Here is a 21,356-nt window from a genome sequence, read left to right on the forward strand (position 1 = left end):
AGCCGGGGGTGGAGGTGGGGACGACGAAGCCGCGGATGCCCCCGTCGGTCTGGGCCCAGACCACGGCGACGTCGGCGATGGAGCCGTTGGTGATCCACATCTTGGAGCCGTTCAGGATCCAGTCGGATCCGTCTTTCTTCGCGTACGTCCGCATGTTGGCGGGGTCCGAGCCGTGGTCAGGCTCCGTCAGGCCGAAGCAGCCGATCGCCTCACCTGCGGACATCCGGGGCAGCCACTCATCCTTCTGCTCATCCGAGCCGTACTTCCAGATAGGGAACATGGCCAGAGATCCCTGGACGGACACGAAGGATCGCAGGCCCGAATCGCCCGCTTCCAGCTCCCTGCACGCCACCCCGTACGAGATCGCGTCCGTGCCCGCGCAGCCGTACCCCGTCAGGTGCATCCCCAGCAGCCCGAGGGCGCCCAGCTCGGGCGCCAGCTCGCGGGCGGGGAAGACGCCCTGCTCGAACCAATCGCCCACGTCAGGCAGGATGCGGTCGGAGACGAAGGACTCGACCGTGTCGCGGATCAGCCGCTGGTCGGCGTCGAGTCGGTCGTCCAGGCGCAGCAGGTCGTCCATCGCGGGTCCTCTCACGTAAGGGGCTACCAGGGTTCTACCAGGGGGAATCCTGATGTGCGAACACCCTGCCCACGGGCAGTCTTGAGTCATGAGCGAATACAGTGAGTACAACGTCAAGAAGCTCCGCCGGACCCACAAGGGCAGGATCGTCGCGGGCGTCTGCTCCGGCATCGGCGAGTACGTCGGCATCGACGCCAACCTGGTCCGGATCGGGCTGGCGATCGCCACCCTGTTCGGCGGCGTGGGCGTCGGCGTGTACGCGATCGGCTGGCTTCTCATGCCGGACGAGGGCACCGACACCTCGATCGTCCAGGACCTGCTCAACAAGCAGCAGAACCGTACGGACTGGAGCGGCGAGCAGAAGCCCCAGCAGTGATCAGGCGGTGGCCTCGGCGCGCACCTGCGCAGGCTTGTCACCCCGGGACTCGGTCCAGACCAGGGCGAGCACGGCGGCGCTGATCACGCCGGTGATCCCCGCCAGCGCGACCACCGGCTCAGGGCCGAGTCTCTCCGCCGCGAACCCGCCCGCCAAGATCCCGATCCCCTGTACGGCCATCAACCCCGACTGTACGAGGCCGAACGCCTGGGCGCGTCGTTCGGCCGGGACGCACTGGACGAAGGCGGCATTGGCGGCAAGCTGGTACGCCCCACCGATCCCCGACAGAACCCAGGCCGCGAGCACCACGGCCAGCGGCGGCCGCAACGCCGTCACGACGAGCGGCGCGCAGCTCAGCATGGCCATCCACCCCATGAGCCGCAATCGGCGCGGTGGGGATACGAATCTGCTGAAAAGGAACGCACCCACCACCGTTCCCATCGGCATGGCCGCCATCAGCAACCCGGTGATCACGGGGACCGGCAGCGTCCCCGTGTAGAGCTTCGCCGCGTAGGGGACGGCGAGGCCCTCAGGCAGGATGTAGAAGCCGCACAACCACGCGAACAGAACCAGCGTCCGCAGCTTCCGCGACCCGAAGACGAGCCTGGCCCCGGCCCTGGTCATCGTCCACATGGACGGCTTGGCGCCGTCGTCGCCGCTCGCGGCCGGACGGGGACGTACGCCAGAAATCAGGATCAACGCGGATCCCAGGAACGTCGCGGCGTCGAGCGCCAGCGCCCGATACGGGCCCATGGTCGCGATCACCGCTCCGCCGGCCGCGAAACCGAGCATCTGCACGGCCTGGTTCGTCATGTTCTGCAACGCGGAGCCGATGACGTACCGGTCGCCGTCGAGCACCTCGGGCAGCAGCGCGGCCCTGGCGGCCGAGAACGGCGCGCTGAGCAGCACCACGAAGAACACCAGCGCGCACAGCGCCCAGAACGGCATCCCCGGCAGCGCCATCACGCCGACGAGCGCCGCTCTGAGGAGGTCGCAGGTCAGCATGACGCCCCTGCGCGCGAACCTGTCCGCCAGCCCCGCCAGCAGCGGCCCGCCGACGATCGACGGGAGGTAGGTCAGCGCGTACACCGCCGCTGTGGCCAGCGGCGAGCGCGTGCGGTCATAGACGAGTACGGCTAGTGCCACCTGCGCGAGCTGGTCACCGAGGAGCGACAGGCCCTGGCCGTACCAGAGCGCCCGGAACTCCTTGATGGCGATGACTTCGCGATATGTGGCTTGTGGTGCTTCGGCACGGCGATGCCGTCCCGGCGGCCGTCCTGCCCGCTTGGCCCCCATTGGACTCCGCTGTGCCTGACTAACGGTGTTCGGTATGTCACCTAAGGTGCCCGATCATTGTCGCACCTCGCAACCGAAAGCAGCCAACCAAAAGCAAAGGGTTACCAGCCGAGCTCGTGCAGCCGGGCGTCGTCGATGCCGAAGTGGTGCCCGACCTCGTGGATGACCGTGATGCGCACCTCGTCGACGACGTCCTCTTCTGTATCGCAAATCTGGCATATCGGATTGCGGTAGATCTCAATACGGTCGGGCAGAACACCTGCGTACCAGTCGCCGCGTTCGGTGAGGGGGACACCGGTGTACAGGCCGAGCAGGCGGGGCTCTGGCGGATCATCCACAACCGTGACGACGACGTTACTCATGGCGCGCGTGAGATCTGAGGGGATCGTGTCCAATGCCTCGGCCACGAGTTCCTCGAACTTTTCCCGCGATACCTCAATCACCCTTGCCATTCTGCACGGTCGGTCAGGTAAGCAAGAAACGGTATGAAGTTCGTCCACAGGTCAAAGACAGTCATCCGGTCACGGGCGTCAAGGGTCGTGGCAGTGCTCCTCGTGGCCGCTGCCGGCGCCTGGCTGGGCATCTTCCTCAGCGGCACCGTACGCACCCAGGTCGGTCCGGTGGAGACGGGGATGTCCCTCCGCCCGGCGTGGAGCGGCGAGACGGTGGTGGACGCGAGCCCGCTGGGCACGCTCACGTTCCGCACCCACGACGCCCCGCTCAGGCTCCGCATCACGCTCGAGAACATCGATCAGGAACGTGCCAAAGCCCTCATAGAGGACCCCCGGCTGGCCGACCGCCTGCCGGGTCTCATTGAGGGCGATCTGATGGACGGCGTACGCGACCTGATCATCCGCTCGTTGCTCTGTGCGGGCGCGGGAGCGTTGATCGCAGTCCTGATGGTCTTCAGGCGCCCCAGAACGGCTCTGCTGGGCCTTCTGGCGGCTTCCGTGGCCCTTGCCGGGACGGGGGCGCTCGCGGCCGTCACGTTCCGCCCCAACTCGCTCGTCGAGCCGCGCTACTCGGGCCTCATCGCCGCCGCGCCGTCGCTCGTGGGCAGCGCGGAGTCGATAGTGACGCGATTCGAGTCGTACCGCTCGCAGCTCACCAAACTCGTCACGAACGTCTCCAAGCTCTACGAAACCGTCTCAACCCTCCCCATGTACGACGCCGACCCCAAGTCCATCCGAGTCCTGCACATCTCGGATATCCACATCAACCCCATCGCCTGGAACGTCATCCGGTCCCTGAAGGACCAGTTCGCCGTAAACCTGATCATCGACACGGGCGACATTTCAGACCATGGCACCAAGGCGGAGAACAAGTTCGTCGACGAGATCGGCCGCCTCGGCGTCCCGTACGTGTACGTACGCGGCAACCACGACTCCATGGCCACCCAGAGAGCGGTCGAGAAGCAGAAGAACGCCATAGTCCTGGACAACAAGACCCGATCAGTGGCCGGCCTGGACATCTACGGCCTCGGCGACCCCCGGTTCACCCCGGACAAATCCGTAACCGTCGCCTCGGACCCGGACGCTCTTGGCCAGTTCGCCCGCTCGCATCTCGCCCAGGTCAACAAGCCGGACGTGATCGCCGTACACGACCCGGACATCGGCAGGGGCTTCACCGGGGCCGCCCCCATGATCCTGGCCGGCCACACCCATGAGCGGAAGACGACCATGCTCCCTTCGGGCACCCGCATGCTCGTCCAGGGCTCGACCGGCGGCGCGGGCCTGCGCGCACTCGAACACGCCCAGCCCACCCCGGTCCAGGCCTCGGTCCTGTACTTCGACAAGGAGACCAAGCGCCTGCGGGCCTGGGACGACATCACGCTGGGCGGGCTGGGGGAGCAGTCGGTCTACATCCAGCGTCACGTGGAGCCCAACCCGCAACGTATGATTTCTCCAGTGCCGAGGAACGCCCCGTCGCCAACGGGACCGGTCACTGGCACTCCCAAACCGACCGCCGGTCAGCCGCTTTGGCATCAAGGGCTCTCGTCCCCTATGCTTCAGAGGTCTCCGACGGAAGACGGCAGGGAATCCTAAGCCCCCATCGTCTAGCGGCCTAGGACACCGCCCTTTCAAGGCGGCGGCACGGGTTCGAATCCCGTTGGGGGCACCGCGAGCGCCTAGCGCACCCGCAAAACGGATGGTCGAAGACCACCGAAGAGCTGGTAAGCTAAGCGAGCGCAAACAGCAAGAACCAGCAAGAAAAGCAAGGTCCTGTAGAGCAGTTTGGAGTGCTCGCCACCCTGTCAAGGTGGAGGTCGCGGGTTCAAGTCCCGTCAGGACCGCTCTGGGTCAGGTAGCTCAGTTGGTACGAGCGTCCGCCTGAAAAGCGGAAGGTCGGCAGTTCGACCCTGCCCCTGACCACCAGCTTGAACAGCAAGAACGCCCCGAACGGGTCATCGTTCGGGGCTTTTTGATTTCCACTGACACCAGAGTCCTTCAGAGATCAGGCGTCCACCGAACGGAGCCAACTCCACTCACCCAACTATTCGTCGGCAGATGGTGGAGCTGGTGCGTGCGCGAGCTCATGGCTCTGAGTCCCGATGCAGGATGATCCGCATGAGGACGACCAGGAACGGGACGGCGGCAGGCGCGTTAGGTGCGTTGCTGGACCGTTCGCTCATGCAGATGGTGGAGGCTTCGGCGGACGCCAGGACCTACGATCGGGAAACCATTCACAGGGTTTCCGACGTTTGGGACAACAACGCCATCCCCTTGTTCCATGCACTGGGCGCCCGTACATCATGGGGCCGGGACCGGCGGGCGCGTGCCGCCTTGGCGTGGATGGCCGCTCTCGGTCTCGAACGGCGGAAGTGGATGGTGGAGCAATCGGCGATCGCCGGATACGCATTGGAGCCGTTGTTGCCACCGCCGGTGGAGGACGACCATCACGACCGCAATAAACGGGGAGTCGTGAGGGCGCCTATGGCGGTGCTGACGACGGACGTCGCCGTGGGAATCGGCATCGACTATGACCTGGCCACCGCCGAGGTTCGCTCGCTCCTGCTGGAACGGATCGGCGGCACCCGATGGGCGGGCACTCTGACGGTGGCCGCCCGACGGCGGTATGCCGCTGAACGGCCGGCTGACGAAGTCGTTGAGCTATTGCTGTGGCTTGACGGGGTCACCGAAGCAAACTTCGACTTCCGCGACTCATCCGGGATCACCCTGGGCTGCGGGACAGGGCAGGTAGCGATCGGCATGGGGAAACGTGGAATCCTCCGCGCGGCTGGTGCCACGATCCTTCCGGACGATTCGGTATGGCACCTGTCCGTGGCCAGTCGTGCTCTTGATGAGCGAGCATTGGGTCGCGTCGAGGATCCTGCACCAGGCGATGCTGGAGATCCGAATGGTGCGCTTCGCCGACTACGCCGATCAGATTCCCGTCCGGTTTTTGTGCCGGGCCCTTTCCGGCGCGGGGAGTCCATTCTCGGCGCAGGCGCGCATTGCCGGGCGAGCCGGCGGGAGGAGGCATTCCGTCGGCTGGTGCCTGCGGAGGCTGAGCTGCGGCTGGCCAAATACGTGGCCGCGCACACTCGGTACGAACATCCACGCGTCGGCTCCGTTCTGATCCAGTTGGCCGTGCCGCCTCGACCGCATAGAGAGCGGGACGAATGCTGGAGCTTGCGTGGGCTGGAGTTCAAGAGCCCTCGTCATTTCCGGGTGAGTGACACCGCCTTCCACGGCGCCACTGATCCACGATTGGTAGGAGCCCCTGAGGCGGTTCGCTCCCTCAGCCTGAGCGGCGGCAATCTCACTGTTTTCGCCGATGGAGCTGGGACGTGGGGGGAGGGAACTGGCGAGGGGCAAGTGGGGGTAGGCGGCGTGTAGGCGCATTGTCCCTGCGCCTCGTGCCGTACAGCATTACCGCCTTGCTGATCCCCGTGCCAGCCGATCGGAAGATCACAACCTCATGCGCTGATCGACGGTCAGGCCTTGATGCGGGTGGGGTTATTGGGCAGAGTCGGCTGGTGTCCGCAGGATGATTGTCACCGCGAACCGATGGGGAGAGCTCGTGGTCGCAGCAGGGTGGCGGATCAGGGGTTTGCTGGTGGCACTCCTTGCCATTGTCGCCCTGGCCGGATGCTCCACGGGCACGACACTTCCGCAGGTCCCACGGTCGCAGCCGTCATGGCATCCTCTGGCCGGGGACGACTCGCGGGCCGCGGCCGACGATGTTTGCCCTAAAGGCAAGGGCCCGAGAGGGCTGGATTGCCGGTCGGTGGCTCCAGGATATGACACCTGCACGAAGCGCCATCAGGTGAAAGGCTCGGCCACGCTGTGCCAACAAGCCTTGATCGTCGCAATCGAATGCAGGTATGGAGAGCAGGCCATTTTTCACAGCGGGGAGGACTGTGCCGCATCGGGTGAATCCTATTTGGCGTGCCGTACGGGCAGCCCTCGCAGGTCTGACGAGGTGTGTGCCGCCGCCGAAAAGGCATTCTCGCGGTGTCCTGGGGACTTCGATCCGGCCAGCGACTTTGACTGCCTGAAGGCACGGGAAGCCTACTACGAGTGCCGGGCCGACGCTCGGGGTGACGGTCAGTTTTGTTCAACATACATCGTGGTTCTCGGCTCGTGTCGCACGCTGAGGGTGGACTGCGCTGACCTTCTCGACAAGTACCTTGTCTGCGCGAGCGAAGGTCTTTCTCCGAATGAGTGCGCGTTCGGGCTCAATATGAGAACGAATTGTTTGCGGGATCTCAAGGACGGTGTCTTCCAGCAGATCGCCACCTGCGACTCTTTGTGGCGTAACGCCATCAGAGACTGTGATGGCATGCGGGGGCTTGACGTAGACGGTCCTACGCCTTGTACAGGTGGTGCGAATTGGGATGCGGCGAGCTACTCGATCTGTGAAAAACAGGGCCCATCTTCCGAAACGGTCGGCGTGGCCTATCTGATGGACGGAGGGAGCTACCGGATGCCTATCTGCTGGGTGCCGGAGAATGAGAAGCATTCGGTGTCCGCTGCGGCCATGGACGCCGCCGGCGTACGGGGTGTTCGCGTCGAATACCGCCATGGAGAGACTCGCTTTGAGCCTCTGTGATCACTGGGGTCGCTACCCCGGGGATGAAGCCGCTTGGTTGCCATCTGCTCGCTCCCCGTAGTTCAGGAGCCGTGCTGACGCGGCGGCTGGGGGCGTTCTCGATACTTTGCTCTTGAGCTAAGTGTTGCGGCGGGCCATACTTAGCCGCATGGCACAGTATTCGGCGGAGATCGACGGCGTGTTCGTCGCCCTAGCCGACCCCACCCGGCGTGGCGTCATCCGGCGTCTCGGTCGCGGCCCGACGAGCGTGGGCGATCTCGCCCGCGAGTTCCCGATGACCCTTCCCTCCTTCATGAAGCATGTGCGGACGCTGGAGTCGAACGGCCTGATCCGCACGGTCAAGGTCGGCCGGGTGCGCACCTGCGTGCTCAACCGCGACCGTCTCGCAGTCGTCGAACACTGGCTCGCGGAGCAGCGCCGGATCTGGGAGGAGCGAACCGACCGGCTCGAACACCTCGTCACCGATCTGAAGGAGCAGCAATGAACCCCGATCTCGACCTGACCCTGGAACGGGTCATCCGCGCCCCCCGCGCGGTCGTGTGGAACGCGTGGACCGATCCGTCCCTCCTGGCCAAGTGGTGGATCCCGGCGCCGGCCTTGTGCCGGGTCGACCGGCTGGACGTCCGGCCCGGCGGCGCGTTCGTGACGCTGATGAGCGAGGACGGGGTGGAGTTCGTCCCGCAGGTCAACGCGAGCTTCCTCGTCGTCGACGAGCTGGAGCGGATCGTGTTCACGAACGCGATCGACGGCGACTGGCGACCGGCGAATCCCGCGCCGGTCCCCATGACGGCGGAGATCACGCTGAACGATCACCCGGACGGCACGGACTACCGGATCATCGTCCGGCACGGTGATCCGGCCGCCTGCGCCCGCCACGCGGAGCTCGGCTTCGCCGACGGCTGGGGCACGGTCACCAAGCAGCTCGCCGGGGTCGCGGAGAGCCGGGCGGCGCGATGAAGCTCACGCTCATGGAGTTCGTCACCCTCGACGGGGTCAGCCAGGGGCCCGGCTCTGCGGCCGAGGACACCAGCGACGGTTTCACCCGGGGCGGATGGCTCGTGCCCCACCTGGACGAGCTCTTCGTCCGGCGTACCTCTGAATGGTTGGATCTCGCCGACGGCCTGCTGTTCGGGCGGCGCACCTACGAGGCGTTCGCCCGGGACTGGCCCCAGATCACCGACCCGGACGACCCGTACACCAAGCGGATGAGCTCACTGCCGAAGTACGTCGTGACCAGCACCCTCACCGAGGGGAGCTGGCACCCGACGACCGTGCTCCGCGGCGACCCGATCCGGACCGTCGGGGAGCTCAAGGCGCGGCCAGGACGGGAGCTCCAGATCCACGGCAGTGCGCGACTCGGCAACGCCCTGCTGGCGGCGGGCCTGGTCGACACGCTCCGGCTTGTCGTCGCTCCCACCGTGATCGGCTCCGGGAGGCGGCTGCTCGACCACCCGAGCGGGCCGGTCGGCCTCCGGCTCGTCCGCCACGAAGTGACGGTGAACGGTTTGCTGCTGCTCGAGTACGAGACGGTCGATGCCGCCGCCGTGGGGGAGTACGAGGGCGTCACGGCCTTCGTCTAACTAGCGAAACCTCGTCTAACTAGCGAAACGTCGATGGGCCGGCAGGGCCGGGTGTTCCGCTGCACGCCAGTGGATCATGGGCGCGGCGCCGTTCTACCGTGGCCGATGGAACTTCATCGGCCACGACGTGGTCTCGGAGGCGGTGATCACGCCGGAGATGCTGGATCACTACCTCGCGCCGTTCGAGGGCGTCCCGGTGCTGTTCGTCGGGATCCGGTGTCCCCTGGAGGAAGTGGAGCGTCGGTGCCCCCGCTCGACGAGCCGGTCCATGCGCACGGTGGACACTTCCGTCCTCGGGCCGGCCGAGGTGGCCGAGCTGATCGTCGCCGCTCTGACCGGCCCGCCCGTGCCCCCGGCTTTCGACCGGCTGCGTACGCGTTTCCCCGATCAAGGATGAGGACGGCCCGGCCGCAGCTCCCGCCGATCAGCGCGGAGGTGGCAGCTGTCCCACCGGGGCGACGGTGTGCGAGCCGGCGCCGACGCATCGCCAGACCGGCCTGTGGTGCTCGAACGCCGGATGCGCCCCCAGATCGTGTACGGGGCAGACCGGCCAGGCGGCCCAGATCGTCTCCATGATCACTTCTTGGCCGGCCTCGGCGACGCTGGCCAGGGCTCCCACCGGATCGCCGCCCTCGCTCGGCCAGATCCCGTTGCCCTGGCAGGAGCCCCGGAACTCCACCCACGCGTGTCCGATGCTGTCCCAATCCGGGCGGACCAGCCGGAGCTCTCCGGTGAGCCCGGTGGCGCGTACGTCGCGCTCCAGAACCTCAAGGGCCTGCTCCAGCGTCCGCCACAGGCTCGGGTCGAGGGCGAAGGTGGGCTGGAAGTTGATGCCTTTGAGCAGGCGGCCGCCGAGTGCCGTCAGGTCGGTCGAAGCCAGCTGGGCCAGGGGGCGTTCGAGGATTTCCCTGGTGGCGGGGGTGCTGACCTCCAGCTCCTCCAGCAGGCAGGCGAGCTCGACGAGCGGTTCGGCGTCGAGGTGGCCGGCGCGGAGAGCCGTGTAGATCCGGCCGCCCAGCTCGCCGGCGAGCTGAGCGGCGGCGGGATCACCGCCCGCGTGGCGGCGGTTCATCGAGCGGTGGCGTCTCTGGACATGCCGACAGTGAAGCAGCCGCGCCGGCGGATCTCACCGGATTTTCCGCCGGTGGCGTCAGGCGTCCGATGGGTGGTCGAAGTCGATCCGCATGACCACGCGACGGAGGGTGGGATGGCTGACCTCCTTGAAGCCGGCGTCCGCGAAGATCTGGCGAGCCCCGACGTGCAGCTCGCCCCAGGTGACGTCCTTGCCGGGCTCGGTGATCATGGGGTAGCCCTCGATGGCGCGGGCGCCGCGCTCGCGGGCGAAGCCGATCGTGGCGGCGGCCAGGTGGTACGTGAGCCCGCGGCCCCGAAAGCCCTTCCTGACCACGAAACAGGTCGCCGCCCAGACCCCCTCGTCGCCCTTGTCCTCGTTCCGGCCGCTCCACGGGATGCGGGAGGTGCGCAGCTTGGGATAGGCGGTGCGCGGCTCGACCGACACCCAGCCCGCCGGCTCCCCGTCCACGTAGGCCACCAGGCCGCCGGCGTCGTCCTCCAGCTGTGCCTGGAGCATCGCGGTGCGCCGCTCCTGCGTGGAGTCGCGCCAGAAGCAGCCCTCGACCTTGAACCGCTGGCACAGGCACCGGCGCGCGTCGCCGCTGCTGAGGATCGCGGCGAGGTCATCCCACGAGGACTCGCCGGCGGGGACGACGGTCAGCTGTTCCGCCCGGATCGGATCCTTCAGCGCGGGCCCGCCGAGCATGGTGTCCTCCTTCATGCCGTGCATGTTAGGTTCCATTCCGGACGTTCTGCTGCCGGAATGGGGAGAGGATGCTGTGAAGTCCGATACGAGCCCCATGTCACGGGCCCTGCTGACCCTGGAGCTCGTTCAGGGCAGCCCGGGCATCACCGCGGAACGCCTCGCCGGCAAGCTCGGCGTCTCCGAGCGCGCCGCCCGCCGGTACGTCGGCATCCTGCGCGAGGCGGGCATCCCGATCGAGTCCGTACGCGGGCCCTACGGCGGCTACCGGGTCGGCCGCGGTCTGCGGCTGCCGCCCCTGATGTTCGGCACCGCCGAGGCCCTCGGCCTGGTCATGGCGGTGCTCGACGGCCACCACGACGCGGGCGACTCCGCCGATCCGGTCGGCAGCGCGCTCGGGAAGATCGTGCGGGCGCTCCCGGAGTCGGTGGCCGCCCAGGTCGAGGCCGTACGCAAAACCACGGCGCCCGCCCCCGACCGCGCCGCCGCCCGGCCCGACCCCGAGACCACGATCGCCCTGGTCCAGGCGTGCTCGAACCGGCGGCGCATCCGGCTCGGCTATCGCTCCGAGGCCGGGTCGGAGTGGGACATGGAGGTCGATCCGTGGGCGGTCGTCGTCCGCCACGGCCGCTGGTACCTGCTGTGCCGCTCTCACCGGGCGGACGCGCGGCGGGCGTACCGGATCGATCGGGTCCGGGGCGTCGAGGTGCTCGACGAGACCTTCAGCCCGCCCGCCGACCTCGACCCGGTCGCCGTGCTGGAGCAGCATCTCGCGGTCGGCTGGGAGTACGACACCGAGGTCGTCATCGACGCGCCGCTCGACGCCGTGGCGCGGTGCCTGCCCCGCACCCTCGGGGTGCTGGAGCCGCTCGACGCCGGGACCACCCGCCTGACCGGCAGCACCAGCAACCCGATCTGGTACGCCGAGCAGCTCGTGCCGATCCCGGCGCCGTACCGGATCGCAGGTTGCCGGGAGCTCCGGGAAGCCGCGCGGATGCTCGGGCGGCGGCTGCTGGCGGCGGCCGGGAGCCTACCTCTCTGAGCTGCCGATGTGACGTATGAGGCTGAATGCCATCATGGGGGGATGTTGCAGGCTGCCGGGCTGAACGAGGTGGAGGAGCAGGCGTACCGGTTACTCGTGCGGGCGGGCGAGGCGGAGGTGGCGGACCTCGCCGAGGAGCTGGGAATCACGACGGAGGCGGCGGCCACCGCGCTGGCGTCCATGCGGGACGTGGGCCTCGCACGCGAGGTGGGGGACGGCGGGGGCCGCAGGTTCGCGCCGGTCGCGCCGGAGGTCGCGCTCGGGCCCACGCTGGTACGCCGCCAGGAGTCGATCGACCGGGCCCGGCAGGCGGTGGAGCAGCTCACCGAGGAATACCGCGCCAACCTGCGCCGCGGCAGCGCCGATCGGCTGATCGAGGTCCTGCCGAGCCGGGCCGCGCTGCGCGAGCAGGTACGCCACCTCCAGGACAGCGCCCGCGAGGAGGTCATGTACTTCTGCCGGGCCGGACACGTGGTGATGCCGTCCACGGACAACACCGAGGAGCTGGAGGCGCTCGGTCGCGGGGTGAGCTACCGGGTCATCTACGAGCGGGCCCTGCTGGAGGAGCCCGGCATGGTGGCCAACGTGGCGTACGGCATCAAGCTGGGCGAGCAGGCACGGGCCGTCCGGTCGCTGCCGGTGCGGATGATGATCGCGGACCGCGCCACCGCGCTGCTGCCGCTGGTGCAGCACGCGGGCGGGATGACCGAGCCCACGGCGGCGCTGGTGCGGGGGAGCAGCCTGCTGGAGGCGCTGATCGCGTTGTTCGAGGCGCAGTGGGAGCGGGCCACGCCGATCAGGTCCCTGGAGGACGGGCAGGTCATCGACGCCTCTCCCGCCTGCCCGCTGGACGCGGACGAGCTGTATCTGCTGTCGCTGCTGGTCGCCGGCGTGCCGGAGAAGTCGATCGCCAGCCAGCTCGGGCTCAGCCTGCGTACGGTGCAGCGGCGCGTCTACCACCTGATGCGGCTCGCGGGCGCGCAGACCAGGATGCAACTCGCCTGGCATGCGGCCCGCGAGCGCTGGCTGTAGCCACCGCCGCTGGTGTCGGGACGAGCGGCAGCCGCCGCCACGTGGCCCCGTCGTCGTAGGACAGCTCCGCGGTCATCGACTTCGCGCCCCGCGCGGTGAAGCCCAGCGCGACGGGGAGCGTCCTGCGCACCTTCCCCTCCAGGTCGGCGGGCACGTCGTAGTCCACGCCGAGCAGCGGCAGCGGCTCGGTGCCCGCGGGCCTGACGGATCTGAAGGTCCACGCGCTGCGGGTGGCCGTGGCGTACTGCCACTCCGCCGAGGTCCGGGTCGTGGACAGCTCCATGCGGTACTCGGCGTCCTCCTGGACGGCCGGGAAGTCGCCGCGCAGGCTCTTGCGCTCCTCCAGCTGCTGCCCGTTCCGGTAGAAGCGGGCGGCGCTGGTGTCCTTGTCGCCGCTGCCGCCCGCGTAGCCGTAGTGCCCGTCGGCGTCCACGAACTCGGGGACCTGGACGGACAGGACGTCGCCCGTACGGGAGGAGGCGAGCGCGGCCGGGCGCACGACGGGGGCGAACCACCGCTCCTTGACGACCTGGCCCGCCCGGTACGTCGCGGGCGCGCCGGTCAGGCCGCCGCGCAGCCGGTTCATGGACTCCCAGGTGAGCATGTGCTGGACCACGTGCTGCCACTGCGTGTCGCCCGAGCTGACGTACTCGGCCCTGCGTAGCGGCGTGCGCACCACGCGTTGGGTCTCCATCTGCAGATCCAGATCGTACGTCTGCCACGGCCGCCAGCCGTAGCGCTGGTCCTTGCCGTGGCCCGAGCCGCCGGACTCCTGGTACCCGGAGTCGACCAGCGCGGTGTTGCGCCAGCTCACGTCGTGCACGATCCGCTCGGGCACGCGTCCGGCCGAGACCTGCATGACCTCGTACAGGTAGGGGGTCGCCCAGGCGCCCGTCACGTCGAGCACGGCGCCGCCGGCCCGGGTCCGGTCGAGCAGCACCTGGCCACGGTCATGCGTGATCATCAGCGTGGGCAGCGGCTCCCGGGTGCCCACGGGCGACCACGGCTGCCACATGGCCCGGCCGTCGGGACCGACCACGATCATCGCCGCCGCGCCGGCCGCGGCGAGCGCCTTCTGCTTGGCCGTCCAGTCGCCGAACGTCTTGCTGGTGACGACCACGGCCTTGCCCGCCGGGTCGCCCGCGCCGTCCTCGGCCAGCGGCCACCGCTTCCGGCCCTCGAACTCGGGAGACCTGATCGTGGGGCGGACCACCAGCGCGTCCCGGCCCCGCCTGGCCGTCACCCGGGGCGCGGCGAGCTGCCAGCGCGAGGCGAACTCGAAGGTGCCGTCGCTGACCGGCTCCGTGGGGGTGACCGCGAGGCCCTCGACCGACGGGAAGTTCATGGCGCCGAGGGAGATCTTGCGGGAGCCATAGGTTCGGTGGGTGAAATAGGTGGAGATGCCCTCCTGGGCTACCGGCTGGGAGGTCCTGATCTCGACGGGTACGGCGGTCCTGGCGTCGAGCACGACCTCCGCGTCCGCCGTGACCCGCAGCTCCGGGATGACGACGAGGGTGTCGACGGGGAGCTCGTCCTGGGTCTCACCCATGATCGCCTGCGTGTGGTACGTGCCTTCCGGCACCTCCACCGTCCAGCCCTCGTTCTCCCTGTTGATGAAGCCGTACACGTCGTCCCTGGCGGCGGCGCCGTACATGGCGATGAGCGGCACGCGGGCGGCGCCGCCGTCCCGCTCCACAGCGGTGAAGTGGATCTTGTGCATCTTGCCGCGCCTGGTCAGCGCGAGCGTGGTGTGCGCGACCGCCGCGCCGTCGGCCGTGGTCGCGGTGACGTAGCCGGCGTGCCGGCCGTGCGCCGGCTTGGCGAGGTCCACGCTGACCTGGAGGGTCGCGGCGGCTCCCGCGTCCACCGTGAGCGTGGTCGCGGACAGGCCGACCGCGCCCCCCGCGGGGGCGGCGCCGTCCAGGTTGGCCAGGGTGGGCGTGAGCGTCAGGGAGACGGGCCGGTCACTCGTGTTGGTGTAGGTGAGGGTCCCGCCGGGGGCGTCGGTGGCGCCGTCCTCGTGGACGCCCATGCTGAGCGACGCCGTGGCGGTGACGCCCTGCCGTACGGCTCGCGCCACGTCCAGCCGGCCGCCGCCCTGCTCGTACGGCGTCTGGCCGCCGATCGTCTTCGCGGTCGAGACCAGGGCGTCCTTGAGCTGCCCGGCCTGCCACTCCGGATGGCGCTGGGCCAGGATCGCCGCCGCGCCCGCCACGTGCGGGGTGGCCATGGACGTGCCGGAGAGCTTGGTGTGCAGGTCGTCAACGGGCGTTCCGAGACCCGTGCCCGCCGCGCGGGCGGCCGTGATGCCGACGCCCGGCGCGGTGATGTCCGGCTTGATCGCCTCGTCGAGGCGCGGGCCGCGGCTGGAGAAGGGGGCGAGGGCGTCGTTCGCGTCCACCGCGCCGACGGTCAGCGCGGAGGTGGCGGCGCCCGGCGAGCCGACGGTGTAGTCGCCGCCCTCGTTGCCCGCGGCGATGACGAACAGGCTGCCGGTCTTCTCCGTCAGCACGTCCACGGCGACGCTGAGCGGGTCGGTGCCGTCGGTGGGCCCGCCGCCGAGGCTCAGGTTGACGACGTCGGCGCCGCTCTCCTGGGCCGCCCACTCCATGCCCGCGAGCACCTGCGACTCCGTGCCGCTGCCGGTGGCGTCGAGCACCTTGCCGATAGCCAGGTCCGCGCCCGGTGCGACGCCCTTGCGCAGGCCGTTCGACGCCGCGCCGGTGCCCGCCACGGTGGCGGCGACGTGGGTGCCGTGCCCGTGCTCGTCCTTGACCGAGGGGTCGTCGGTGAAGTTGCGGGTCTCGACGATCTTGCCGGCCACGTCGGGATGGGCCGGGTCGATCCCGGTGTCCAGGACGGCGACCTTCACGCCCTTGCCGTCGTAGCCGTCCTGCCACGCCTGCGGCGCGCCCACCTGCGGGACGCTGTGCTCCAGCGACGCGGTGATGACCGTCCTCCGGCCCCTCGGCAGAGCCGCCGAGCGCCGTGGGGTCGAGCCGCCGTGGGGCCGTGAGGCCGTGAGGCCGACGGCCGTGGGGCGTCTAGTGGTACTTGTACAGTCGCGTCCCGATCCGACGGTTGTGGTCGAACACCGACGCCCGGTACATGCTGATCGCCAGGTCGCCGTGCTCGGCCTTGCCGCAGGTGTTCGCCCCGGCGAGCTGGTGGATCTCGAAGCGCGCCGTCGGGTCGCCGGCGACGAAGTACTCGGCGCGGGCCTGATACTCGTCGGCGCTCGTGTCACAGGCGAAGACGAACGACTTGGACTCGCCGAAGCACGTGAGAGCCGCGCCCTTCGTCGAGGTGCAGACCTCGGACCTGGCCCGCGCGCCGGCCGGGGTGACGCGGGTCTCCCGCTTGACCGGGTACTTGGCGATGTTGCGCACGGTCTTCCACCGGCCGTACTTGACCCGGCGGTTCCCCCGGTACACCGCGGCCCGGAAGGTCACGATCTTGCCGATCTCGCGGCTGCCGCGCACCTCGCCTTCCCTGGCCAGGTTGTGGATGACGTACTGGGTGCCCAGATAGCCGTTCAGGTAGTACTCGACCGCGGGATGGAGCTTGTCGCTCGCGGTGTCCTCGATCGTGATCCCCGGCCGGTCGCTGCCGTCGGGGCCCACGCACGCCTCGGCGCCCCTGATCCGGACGCACTCGGGTTCGTCGGCCGCGCCTGCGGCAGCGGTCCCGGCCGTCGTCTCCGGCGTCGCGGCGGGGACGGTGACTGCGGCGGGGACGGTGACTGCGGCGGGAATGGTGACCGCGGCGGGGACGGGGAGGGCGGCTGGGCGGGTGTCGACCTTCGCCGCCGCGCCGTCAGCGTTGAACACGACGGCTGTCATCACGACCGCCGCCAATAGCTTGCGACCTAACGCCACGCGAACCTCACCAACTTCAGGAGTCACAGTGTTGTTGCCTGAGTGTGACGCGCAAAATAGGAGAGAAGTTCTGAATAGTACAGATCGCAGTCAGAAGCCGTTCATCACCTGACGGCTTAGGCTTTTTGCTCATGCAGGACAAGGCTCTACTGACCATCGCCGCCCGCCTGGCCGAGGTGCCGGGCGTGGTCGCGGTCGCGCTGGGCGGCAGCCGGGCCCGTGGCACCCACCGCCCCGACTCCGACATCGACCTCGGCCTCTACTACCGGGGCCCGCTCGCGGTGGCCGACCTGCGCGCGCTCGCGCACGAGCTCACCGGAGCCGACACCGAGGTGACCGAGCCGGGCGGCTGGGGTCCGTGGGTGGACGGCGGCGGCTGGCTCGACGTGGACGGGTGGCGGGTGGACTGGATCTACCGGGAGCTCGGCCGGGTGCAGGCGATCTGGCGGGAGTGCGTGGCCGGGCATTACGAGACCGGCATCCAGGCGGGGCATCCGCTGGGGTTCTACTCGCACGCCTACGCGGGCGAGGTCGCGATGTGCCGGATCCTGGCCGACCCCACCGGCGAGCTGACGGCGCTGCGGGCGCAGGTCGCCGCGTACCCGCCGGCGCTGCGTGCGGCGCTGGTGCGCGGGCTGTGGGAGGCCGGCTTCGCGCTGCAGATCGCCCGGTACGGCGCGGCCGGCCGCGACCCCGCGTACACGGCCGGCTGCCTGTTCCGTGCGATCGGCGTCGCGTGCCACGCGCTGCACGCCGCCGACGGCGCCTGGCTGATCAACGAGAAGGGCATGGTCGCGGCGGCCGGCCGGCTGCCGTCGGCGCCCGACGGCTTCGCCGACCGGGCTCAGGCGCTGCTCGCGTCCGTCGGGCAGACCCCTGAGGAGATGGAACGAGCCATCGCCGGCGCCGAGCGGCTCATCGCCGAGGTGCGGACCGCCTGCGACTCAGCGCTTCGGGGTGAGACCGGCCAGTAGGAGGAGGAGCGCGCTCTGGGCCAGCATGCCGGGCGCGAGCGGCGGGGCGTTGCCGACCGACTTGGTGAGCGCGTACCACCATTGGGTGAGCGGGGAGAGCGTGTCCCAGGCCGGGTCGAACCCGCCGGAGCCGTGGTTGACGGAGACGTGCGTGAAGACGCCGTACACCGAGGCGAGCAGCACGACCACCGCGAGCACGCGGGCGGTGGTCAGGGCGCCACCGGAGTCGCGCAGGGCGAGCAGCACCAGCGCGACCGCGAGGAGCGCCAGCGCGACCCAGGGGATCAGCTGCACCGGGCTCTGCCAGTGGCGTTCGAAGGCCAGCTCGGACGCCGCGCCCAGGATGCCGATCGCGACCAGCACGAGGAGTCCGAGGCGCAGCGTCAAGGGGCCGTTCCGGGCGAGCCGCCGCCGGCCGGTCGGCTGCTCAAGGGTTTCAGGGGGCGTTGAGGTCATGCGGGACCACCGTCCGATGCGAGCGTTCAGTCGACTCCAAGGTTTCCGGCGAGCTTCAGAGAAACCTCAGTGGATTCTGAAGATCTGGTGAGAATGCGCGCCGATCAGGTGGTCGCGCTCCGGTGGTCGAGCACGGCCTCGAAGACCTCCGCCAGCTCGGCGGCGTCCTCGCCGGCATGGTGTGTGTGGGGGACCCGCTCAAGCCCCAGCCGGTGCTTGATGATCCCCTTACGGGTCTCGGCCCACTCGCAGCCGGTCAGCCCCATCCAATAGCTGCGCAGGTCGACGCCCGAGCCCGTCGCCCCGAACGGGCTCTTGCCGGTGAAGCGCATGAAGTACCAGTGCACGAACATCCCGTCCCACACGGCGGGCGCGGCGAGGAAGACCGGGCGGCCGATCGTCCGCAGGTGGCCGATCCAGCGCGCGGCCGCCGCCATCGCCTGCTCGGGGGCGGGCGCCTCGCGGCGCAGCCGCTCGCGGTCGAGCCCCGAGACGGCCAGCGCCGCGGGCACGAAGTCGTCGGAGATCGGCCGCAGCTCCGTGTAGAACGTCAGGTCCGCCCGCCCCGCGACGGCCATGCCCAGGGAGATCATGCTGTACGGGCCGGGGATGGGCCCGTCTGCCTCCACGTCGACGGCGACGTACAGCTCGGGGAGTCGGGACACGGCCGCAAGGATAGGGGGAAGTCCCGCGCCGGCACCAGGCATTTCAGCCATGGGCCCGCCGGCCCGGGCGCGAGCCGGCGGGGTCACTCGCTGAGGTTCCTCATGCACCACATCTGCACGACATTCGCACACCACCCTGCTGGATCGGCGCGGTTGTGTGCGGTGTGCTCGAAGGGGCGGGGCAAAGGCCGCAAGGCGCCGATAACTGTCGAAAAGGTCTGGCGGGCTGGATCGCGCACGGTCAGGATGGCGATGAGACAGGGGCGGGAGGTGCCGCGCGTGGGGGACTGGATCAACGAGCCGATCGTGGACCCGGCGATTCCCGGCCGGGACCGGTGGCGCCTGTCCGGGGCGACGCCGCTGCTCGGCCGCCCGGACCCCGAGCCGTCGCGCTGGGTGCGGCTCCTGTTCGGGAGCTTCTCGGCCGTCGCCGCGGTGAGCGCGCCCGTGCTCGCCGTGCTGGCCTTCGAGAGTGGCCACGAGACGGCCGGGATCGCGGCCGTGTTCGTCTTCCTCCTCGCGGTCCTCTTCTCCGGCGTCGCGGGCAGCGGCAGGCACGAGCGGCTGACCCGCCGCTACGCCGGCCGCTACGTCGTCCCCGCGACCCTCGACCCCACCGGCCTCAGCCTGCTGACCAGGGCACGGCAGGCGATCGAGGACGTGTCCGCCTCCCGGGTGCACCGGCTGGGCCTGCTCGACGCCATCGCCAACGACGTGGTGCTGCCCGGCCGGCTGTGGGACGTCGCCCGCCTCCTGCGTACCCAGGCGGCGCTGCGCGCCGAGCAGGCCGAGGCGATGAAGGAGCTGATGACGCCCGAGCTCGCGGCCGTGCTCGAACCGCAGCGGCAGGCCCTGGAGCGCTCGGTGGCGGCCGTCACCGAGCGCGTGTGGGAGCTGGAGGTGTACGCGAGCCGGGTCCGGGCGGCCGACTCGGCGCTGCGCGCCCACGAGCTGCAGAAGAGCAACGATCGCTATCGGGACCTGCTGGCGCAGACCGGCGACGCCGAGGGGCTGCGGGAGCTGACCGACCAGGCCGACGTCCTCACCGAGAGCCTGCGCGAGGCCATCGAGGCGGGCCAGAGCCTGGAGTCGGCCCCGAAACCGGCACCGATACCGGCACCGAAACCGAGCGACTGAGCCGAGTGACTGAGCCGAATGACTGAGCCGAGCGACTGGGCCGAGCGACTGAGCCGCCGGCGTGATCGGCGCGGTCCGCCGCACCGATCATCCGGTCGTCACATGTTGATCATGTGTCCGGCGAGGCCGTGGACGGCTTCCTTGACCGCTTCGCCGAGCGTCGGGTGCGCGTGGACGTTGCGCGCCACCTCGTGCACGGTCAGGTCCCACTGCTGGGCCAGCGTCAGCTCGGGCAGCAGCTCGGTGACCTCGGGGCCGATCAGGTGGGCGCCGAGCAGCTCACCGTGCGTGTTGTCACTGATGATCTTGACGAACCCGGCGGTGTCGCCGAGGCCGTGGGCCTTGCCGTTGGCCGTGAAGGGGAACTTCGCCACCTTCACGTCATAGCCCAGGTCGCGCGCCTGCGCCTCGGTGTAGCCGAAGCTCGCCACCTGCGGCTGGCAGTAGGTGGCCCGGGGGATCATCACGTAGTCGAGCTCCATGGTCTCCGCGTCGCCGATCGTCTCGGCGGCGATGATCCCCATGGACTCCGCGGCGTGGGCCAGCATCAGCTTGGCGGTGACGTCGCCGATGGCGAAGATGTGCGGCACGTTCGTCCGGCAGCGGCCGTCGACCGCGATGGCGCCGCGGTCGGTCAGCGCCACGCCGGTCTTCTCCAGGCCGTAGCCGTCGACCCGCGGCTGGAAGCCGATCGCCTGCATGACCTTGTCGGCCTCGAGCACCTGCGTCTGGTCGCCCTTGGTGACCGTGACCTTGACGGAGGAGCCGGTGTCGTCGATGCCGTCCACGCGGGTCGAGGTCAGCACCTCGATGCCGAGGCGCTTGTAGCGCTTGGCCAGCTCGGCGGAGACCTCTTCGTCCTCCAGCGGCACGACCCGGTCGAGGAACTCGACGATCGTCACCTTGACGCCGTAGTTGTGCAGCACGTACGCGAACTCCACGCCGATCGCGCCCGCGCCCGCGATGATGATGCTCCGGGGCAGCTCCTCCGTCAGGATCTGCTCCTCGTACGTCACCACCCGCTCGGACAACTGCGTGCCGGGGATCAGCCGGGTGGTGGCCCCGGCGGCGATGATGCAGTGGGAGAACGTGATCGTCTCGTCGTTGACCTGGATCGTGTTCGCGTCCAGGAACGTCCCGCGGCCGTCGTACTCCGTGATGGCGTTCTTCTTCATCAGGTAGTGAACGCCCTTGACCCGCCCGTCGGCCACCTTGCGGCTGCGCGAGAAGGCCGCGCCGTAGTCGAAGCTCACCTCGCCGGTGATGCCGAAGGTCTTGGCCTCGTTGTGGAAGATGTGCGCCAGCTCGGCGTTGCGCAGCAGCGCCTTGGACGGGATGCAGCCCACGTTCAGGCAGACGCCACCCCAGTACTTCTCCTCGATGACCGCGGTGCGCAGCCCGAGCTGGGCGGCGCGGACCGCGGCCGTGTATCCTCCCGGACCCGCGCCGAGAACGACGACGTCATAGTGAGTGCTCATGAGTCGGACCATACCGTCCGGCCGCCGCTG

Annotated in this window: 22 protein-coding genes and 3 tRNA genes; 15 read left to right on the plus strand and 10 right to left on the minus strand. The window is 69.5% G+C overall.

What is annotated here, in order from left to right; translation table 11 throughout:
- Positions 1-580: acyl-CoA dehydrogenase family protein (locus ETD85_RS16005; RefSeq protein ID WP_206058338.1), on the minus strand; the 580-nt coding region annotated here is incomplete at its 3' end.
- Between the two features lie 88 nt (positions 581-668).
- Between ETD85_RS16005 and ETD85_RS16010 the strand changes: the two genes are divergently transcribed.
- On the plus strand, positions 669-956 hold the full coding sequence (locus ETD85_RS16010; protein ID WP_138690501.1) for a PspC domain-containing protein: 288 nt from the start codon (positions 669-671) through the stop codon (positions 954-956).
- Here the strand turns inward: ETD85_RS16010 and ETD85_RS16015 are convergent, their stop codons facing one another.
- Both ETD85_RS16015 and ETD85_RS16020 read right to left on the minus strand, forming a co-directional pair.
- Positions 957-2,252: an MFS transporter gene (locus ETD85_RS16015; RefSeq protein ID WP_138690502.1), complete on the minus strand. Its 1,296-nt coding sequence runs from the start codon at positions 2,250-2,252 to the stop codon at positions 957-959. It lies immediately after the preceding gene.
- Between the two features lie 101 nt (positions 2,253-2,353).
- A complete protein-coding gene (locus ETD85_RS16020) occupies positions 2,354-2,704 on the minus strand; it encodes a metallopeptidase family protein (RefSeq protein ID WP_206058339.1) in 351 nt (116 codons plus the stop codon).
- Positions 2,705-2,791: 87 nt separating this feature from the next.
- Here ETD85_RS16020 and ETD85_RS16025 point away from each other — a divergent pair, with 87 nt between their 5' ends.
- The 10 genes from ETD85_RS16025 (at position 2,792) to ETD85_RS16070 (ending at position 9,284) form a co-directional block, all read left to right on the plus strand.
- Positions 2,792-4,297 (plus strand): metallophosphoesterase family protein, encoded by a 1,506-nt coding sequence (locus ETD85_RS16025; protein WP_240779173.1) that lies wholly within the window; start codon positions 2,792-2,794, stop codon positions 4,295-4,297.
- Positions 4,298-4,370 (plus strand) — tRNA-Glu (locus ETD85_RS16030).
- A 100-nt stretch (positions 4,371-4,470) separates the two neighbouring features.
- Positions 4,471-4,545, plus strand: a tRNA-Asp gene (locus tag ETD85_RS16035).
- A gap of 5 nt (positions 4,546-4,550) precedes the next feature.
- Positions 4,551-4,627 (plus strand) — tRNA-Phe (locus tag ETD85_RS16040).
- Between the two features lie 255 nt (positions 4,628-4,882).
- Positions 4,883-6,091: a hypothetical protein gene (locus tag ETD85_RS16045; RefSeq protein WP_206058340.1), complete on the plus strand. Its 1,209-nt coding sequence runs from the start codon at positions 4,883-4,885 to the stop codon at positions 6,089-6,091.
- Positions 6,092-6,242: 151 nt separating this feature from the next.
- Positions 6,243-7,307: a hypothetical protein gene (locus ETD85_RS16050; RefSeq protein WP_138690506.1), complete on the plus strand. Its 1,065-nt coding sequence runs from the start codon at positions 6,243-6,245 to the stop codon at positions 7,305-7,307.
- Between the two features lie 148 nt (positions 7,308-7,455).
- Positions 7,456-7,791 carry an ArsR/SmtB family transcription factor gene (locus ETD85_RS16055; protein WP_138690507.1) on the plus strand — a complete coding sequence of 112 codons (336 nt, stop codon included), beginning with the start codon at positions 7,456-7,458 and terminating at the stop codon, positions 7,789-7,791.
- Positions 7,788-8,264, plus strand: coding sequence for an SRPBCC domain-containing protein (locus ETD85_RS16060; RefSeq protein ID WP_138690508.1), 477 nt, complete (start codon positions 7,788-7,790; stop codon positions 8,262-8,264). The genes ETD85_RS16055 and ETD85_RS16060 overlap by 4 nt, the downstream gene beginning before the upstream one ends.
- Positions 8,261-8,887 carry a dihydrofolate reductase family protein gene (locus tag ETD85_RS16065; protein WP_138690509.1) on the plus strand — a complete coding sequence of 209 codons (627 nt, stop codon included), beginning with the start codon at positions 8,261-8,263 and terminating at the stop codon, positions 8,885-8,887. The genes ETD85_RS16060 and ETD85_RS16065 overlap by 4 nt, the downstream gene beginning before the upstream one ends.
- A 76-nt stretch (positions 8,888-8,963) precedes the next feature.
- The gene (locus tag ETD85_RS16070) at positions 8,964-9,284 is read left to right on the plus strand and encodes a phosphotransferase-like protein (RefSeq protein WP_138690510.1); all 321 of its coding nucleotides are present in this window, start codon (positions 8,964-8,966) and stop codon (positions 9,282-9,284) included.
- Positions 9,285-9,311: 27 nt separating this feature from the next.
- Here ETD85_RS16070 and ETD85_RS16075 read toward each other — a convergent pair whose 3' ends face one another.
- A complete protein-coding gene (locus ETD85_RS16075; RefSeq protein ID WP_138690511.1) occupies positions 9,312-9,959 on the minus strand; it encodes a hypothetical protein in 648 nt (215 codons plus the stop codon).
- Between the two features lie 78 nt (positions 9,960-10,037).
- Complete coding sequence (locus tag ETD85_RS16080) at positions 10,038-10,682, minus strand: GNAT family N-acetyltransferase (protein ID WP_206058341.1); 645 nt, start codon at positions 10,680-10,682, stop codon at positions 10,038-10,040.
- A gap of 58 nt (positions 10,683-10,740) precedes the next feature.
- Here ETD85_RS16080 and ETD85_RS16085 point away from each other — a divergent pair, with 58 nt between their 5' ends.
- Both ETD85_RS16085 and ETD85_RS16090 read left to right on the plus strand, forming a co-directional pair.
- Entirely contained in the window at positions 10,741-11,706 is a 966-nt protein-coding gene (locus tag ETD85_RS16085; protein WP_138690512.1) for a helix-turn-helix transcriptional regulator, read from the plus strand.
- A 42-nt stretch (positions 11,707-11,748) separates the two neighbouring features.
- Positions 11,749-12,738, plus strand: a complete 990-nt coding sequence (locus ETD85_RS16090; protein WP_138690513.1) for a helix-turn-helix transcriptional regulator — start codon at positions 11,749-11,751, stop codon at positions 12,736-12,738.
- Here the strand turns inward: ETD85_RS16090 and ETD85_RS16095 are convergent.
- Both ETD85_RS16095 and ETD85_RS63135 read right to left on the minus strand, forming a co-directional pair.
- The gene (locus ETD85_RS16095) at positions 12,632-15,655 is read right to left on the minus strand and encodes a S8 family serine peptidase (RefSeq protein WP_170246706.1); all 3,024 of its coding nucleotides are present in this window, start codon (positions 15,653-15,655) and stop codon (positions 12,632-12,634) included. The two genes, ETD85_RS16090 and ETD85_RS16095, sit on opposite strands and share 107 nt — an antisense overlap.
- Before the next feature lie 127 nt (positions 15,656-15,782).
- A complete protein-coding gene (locus tag ETD85_RS63135) occupies positions 15,783-16,568 on the minus strand; it encodes a hypothetical protein (protein ID WP_170246705.1) in 786 nt (261 codons plus the stop codon).
- A gap of 179 nt (positions 16,569-16,747) precedes the next feature.
- Between ETD85_RS63135 and ETD85_RS16100 the strand changes: the two genes are divergently transcribed.
- Positions 16,748-17,590 carry a nucleotidyltransferase domain-containing protein gene (locus ETD85_RS16100; RefSeq protein ID WP_138690515.1) on the plus strand — a complete coding sequence of 281 codons (843 nt, stop codon included), beginning with the start codon at positions 16,748-16,750 and terminating at the stop codon, positions 17,588-17,590.
- Here the strand turns inward: ETD85_RS16100 and ETD85_RS16105 are convergent.
- Together ETD85_RS16105 and ETD85_RS16110 are read right to left on the minus strand one after the other, a co-directional pair.
- On the minus strand, positions 17,561-18,046 hold the full coding sequence (locus ETD85_RS16105; RefSeq protein ID WP_240779174.1) for a hypothetical protein: 486 nt from the start codon (positions 18,044-18,046) through the stop codon (positions 17,561-17,563). The genes ETD85_RS16100 and ETD85_RS16105 overlap by 30 nt on opposite strands.
- Positions 18,047-18,150: 104 nt before the next feature.
- Positions 18,151-18,711, minus strand: a complete 561-nt coding sequence (locus ETD85_RS16110; protein WP_240779175.1) for an exonuclease — start codon at positions 18,709-18,711, stop codon at positions 18,151-18,153.
- Between the two features lie 279 nt (positions 18,712-18,990).
- Between ETD85_RS16110 and ETD85_RS16115 the strand changes: the two genes are divergently transcribed.
- Complete coding sequence (locus tag ETD85_RS16115) at positions 18,991-19,848, plus strand: hypothetical protein (RefSeq protein WP_138690516.1); 858 nt, start codon at positions 18,991-18,993, stop codon at positions 19,846-19,848.
- A 98-nt stretch (positions 19,849-19,946) separates the two neighbouring features.
- On the opposite strand, the gene lpdA is transcribed toward ETD85_RS16115, so the two are convergent.
- The gene (gene lpdA, locus ETD85_RS16120; protein WP_138690517.1) at positions 19,947-21,326 is read right to left on the minus strand and encodes a dihydrolipoyl dehydrogenase; all 1,380 of its coding nucleotides are present in this window, start codon (positions 21,324-21,326) and stop codon (positions 19,947-19,949) included.
- Between the last annotated feature and the right edge of the window lie 30 nt (positions 21,327-21,356).

Source organism: Nonomuraea zeae (assembly GCF_005889725.1).
In the GTDB taxonomy this organism is placed as follows: domain Bacteria; phylum Actinomycetota; class Actinomycetes; order Streptosporangiales; family Streptosporangiaceae; genus Nonomuraea; species Nonomuraea zeae.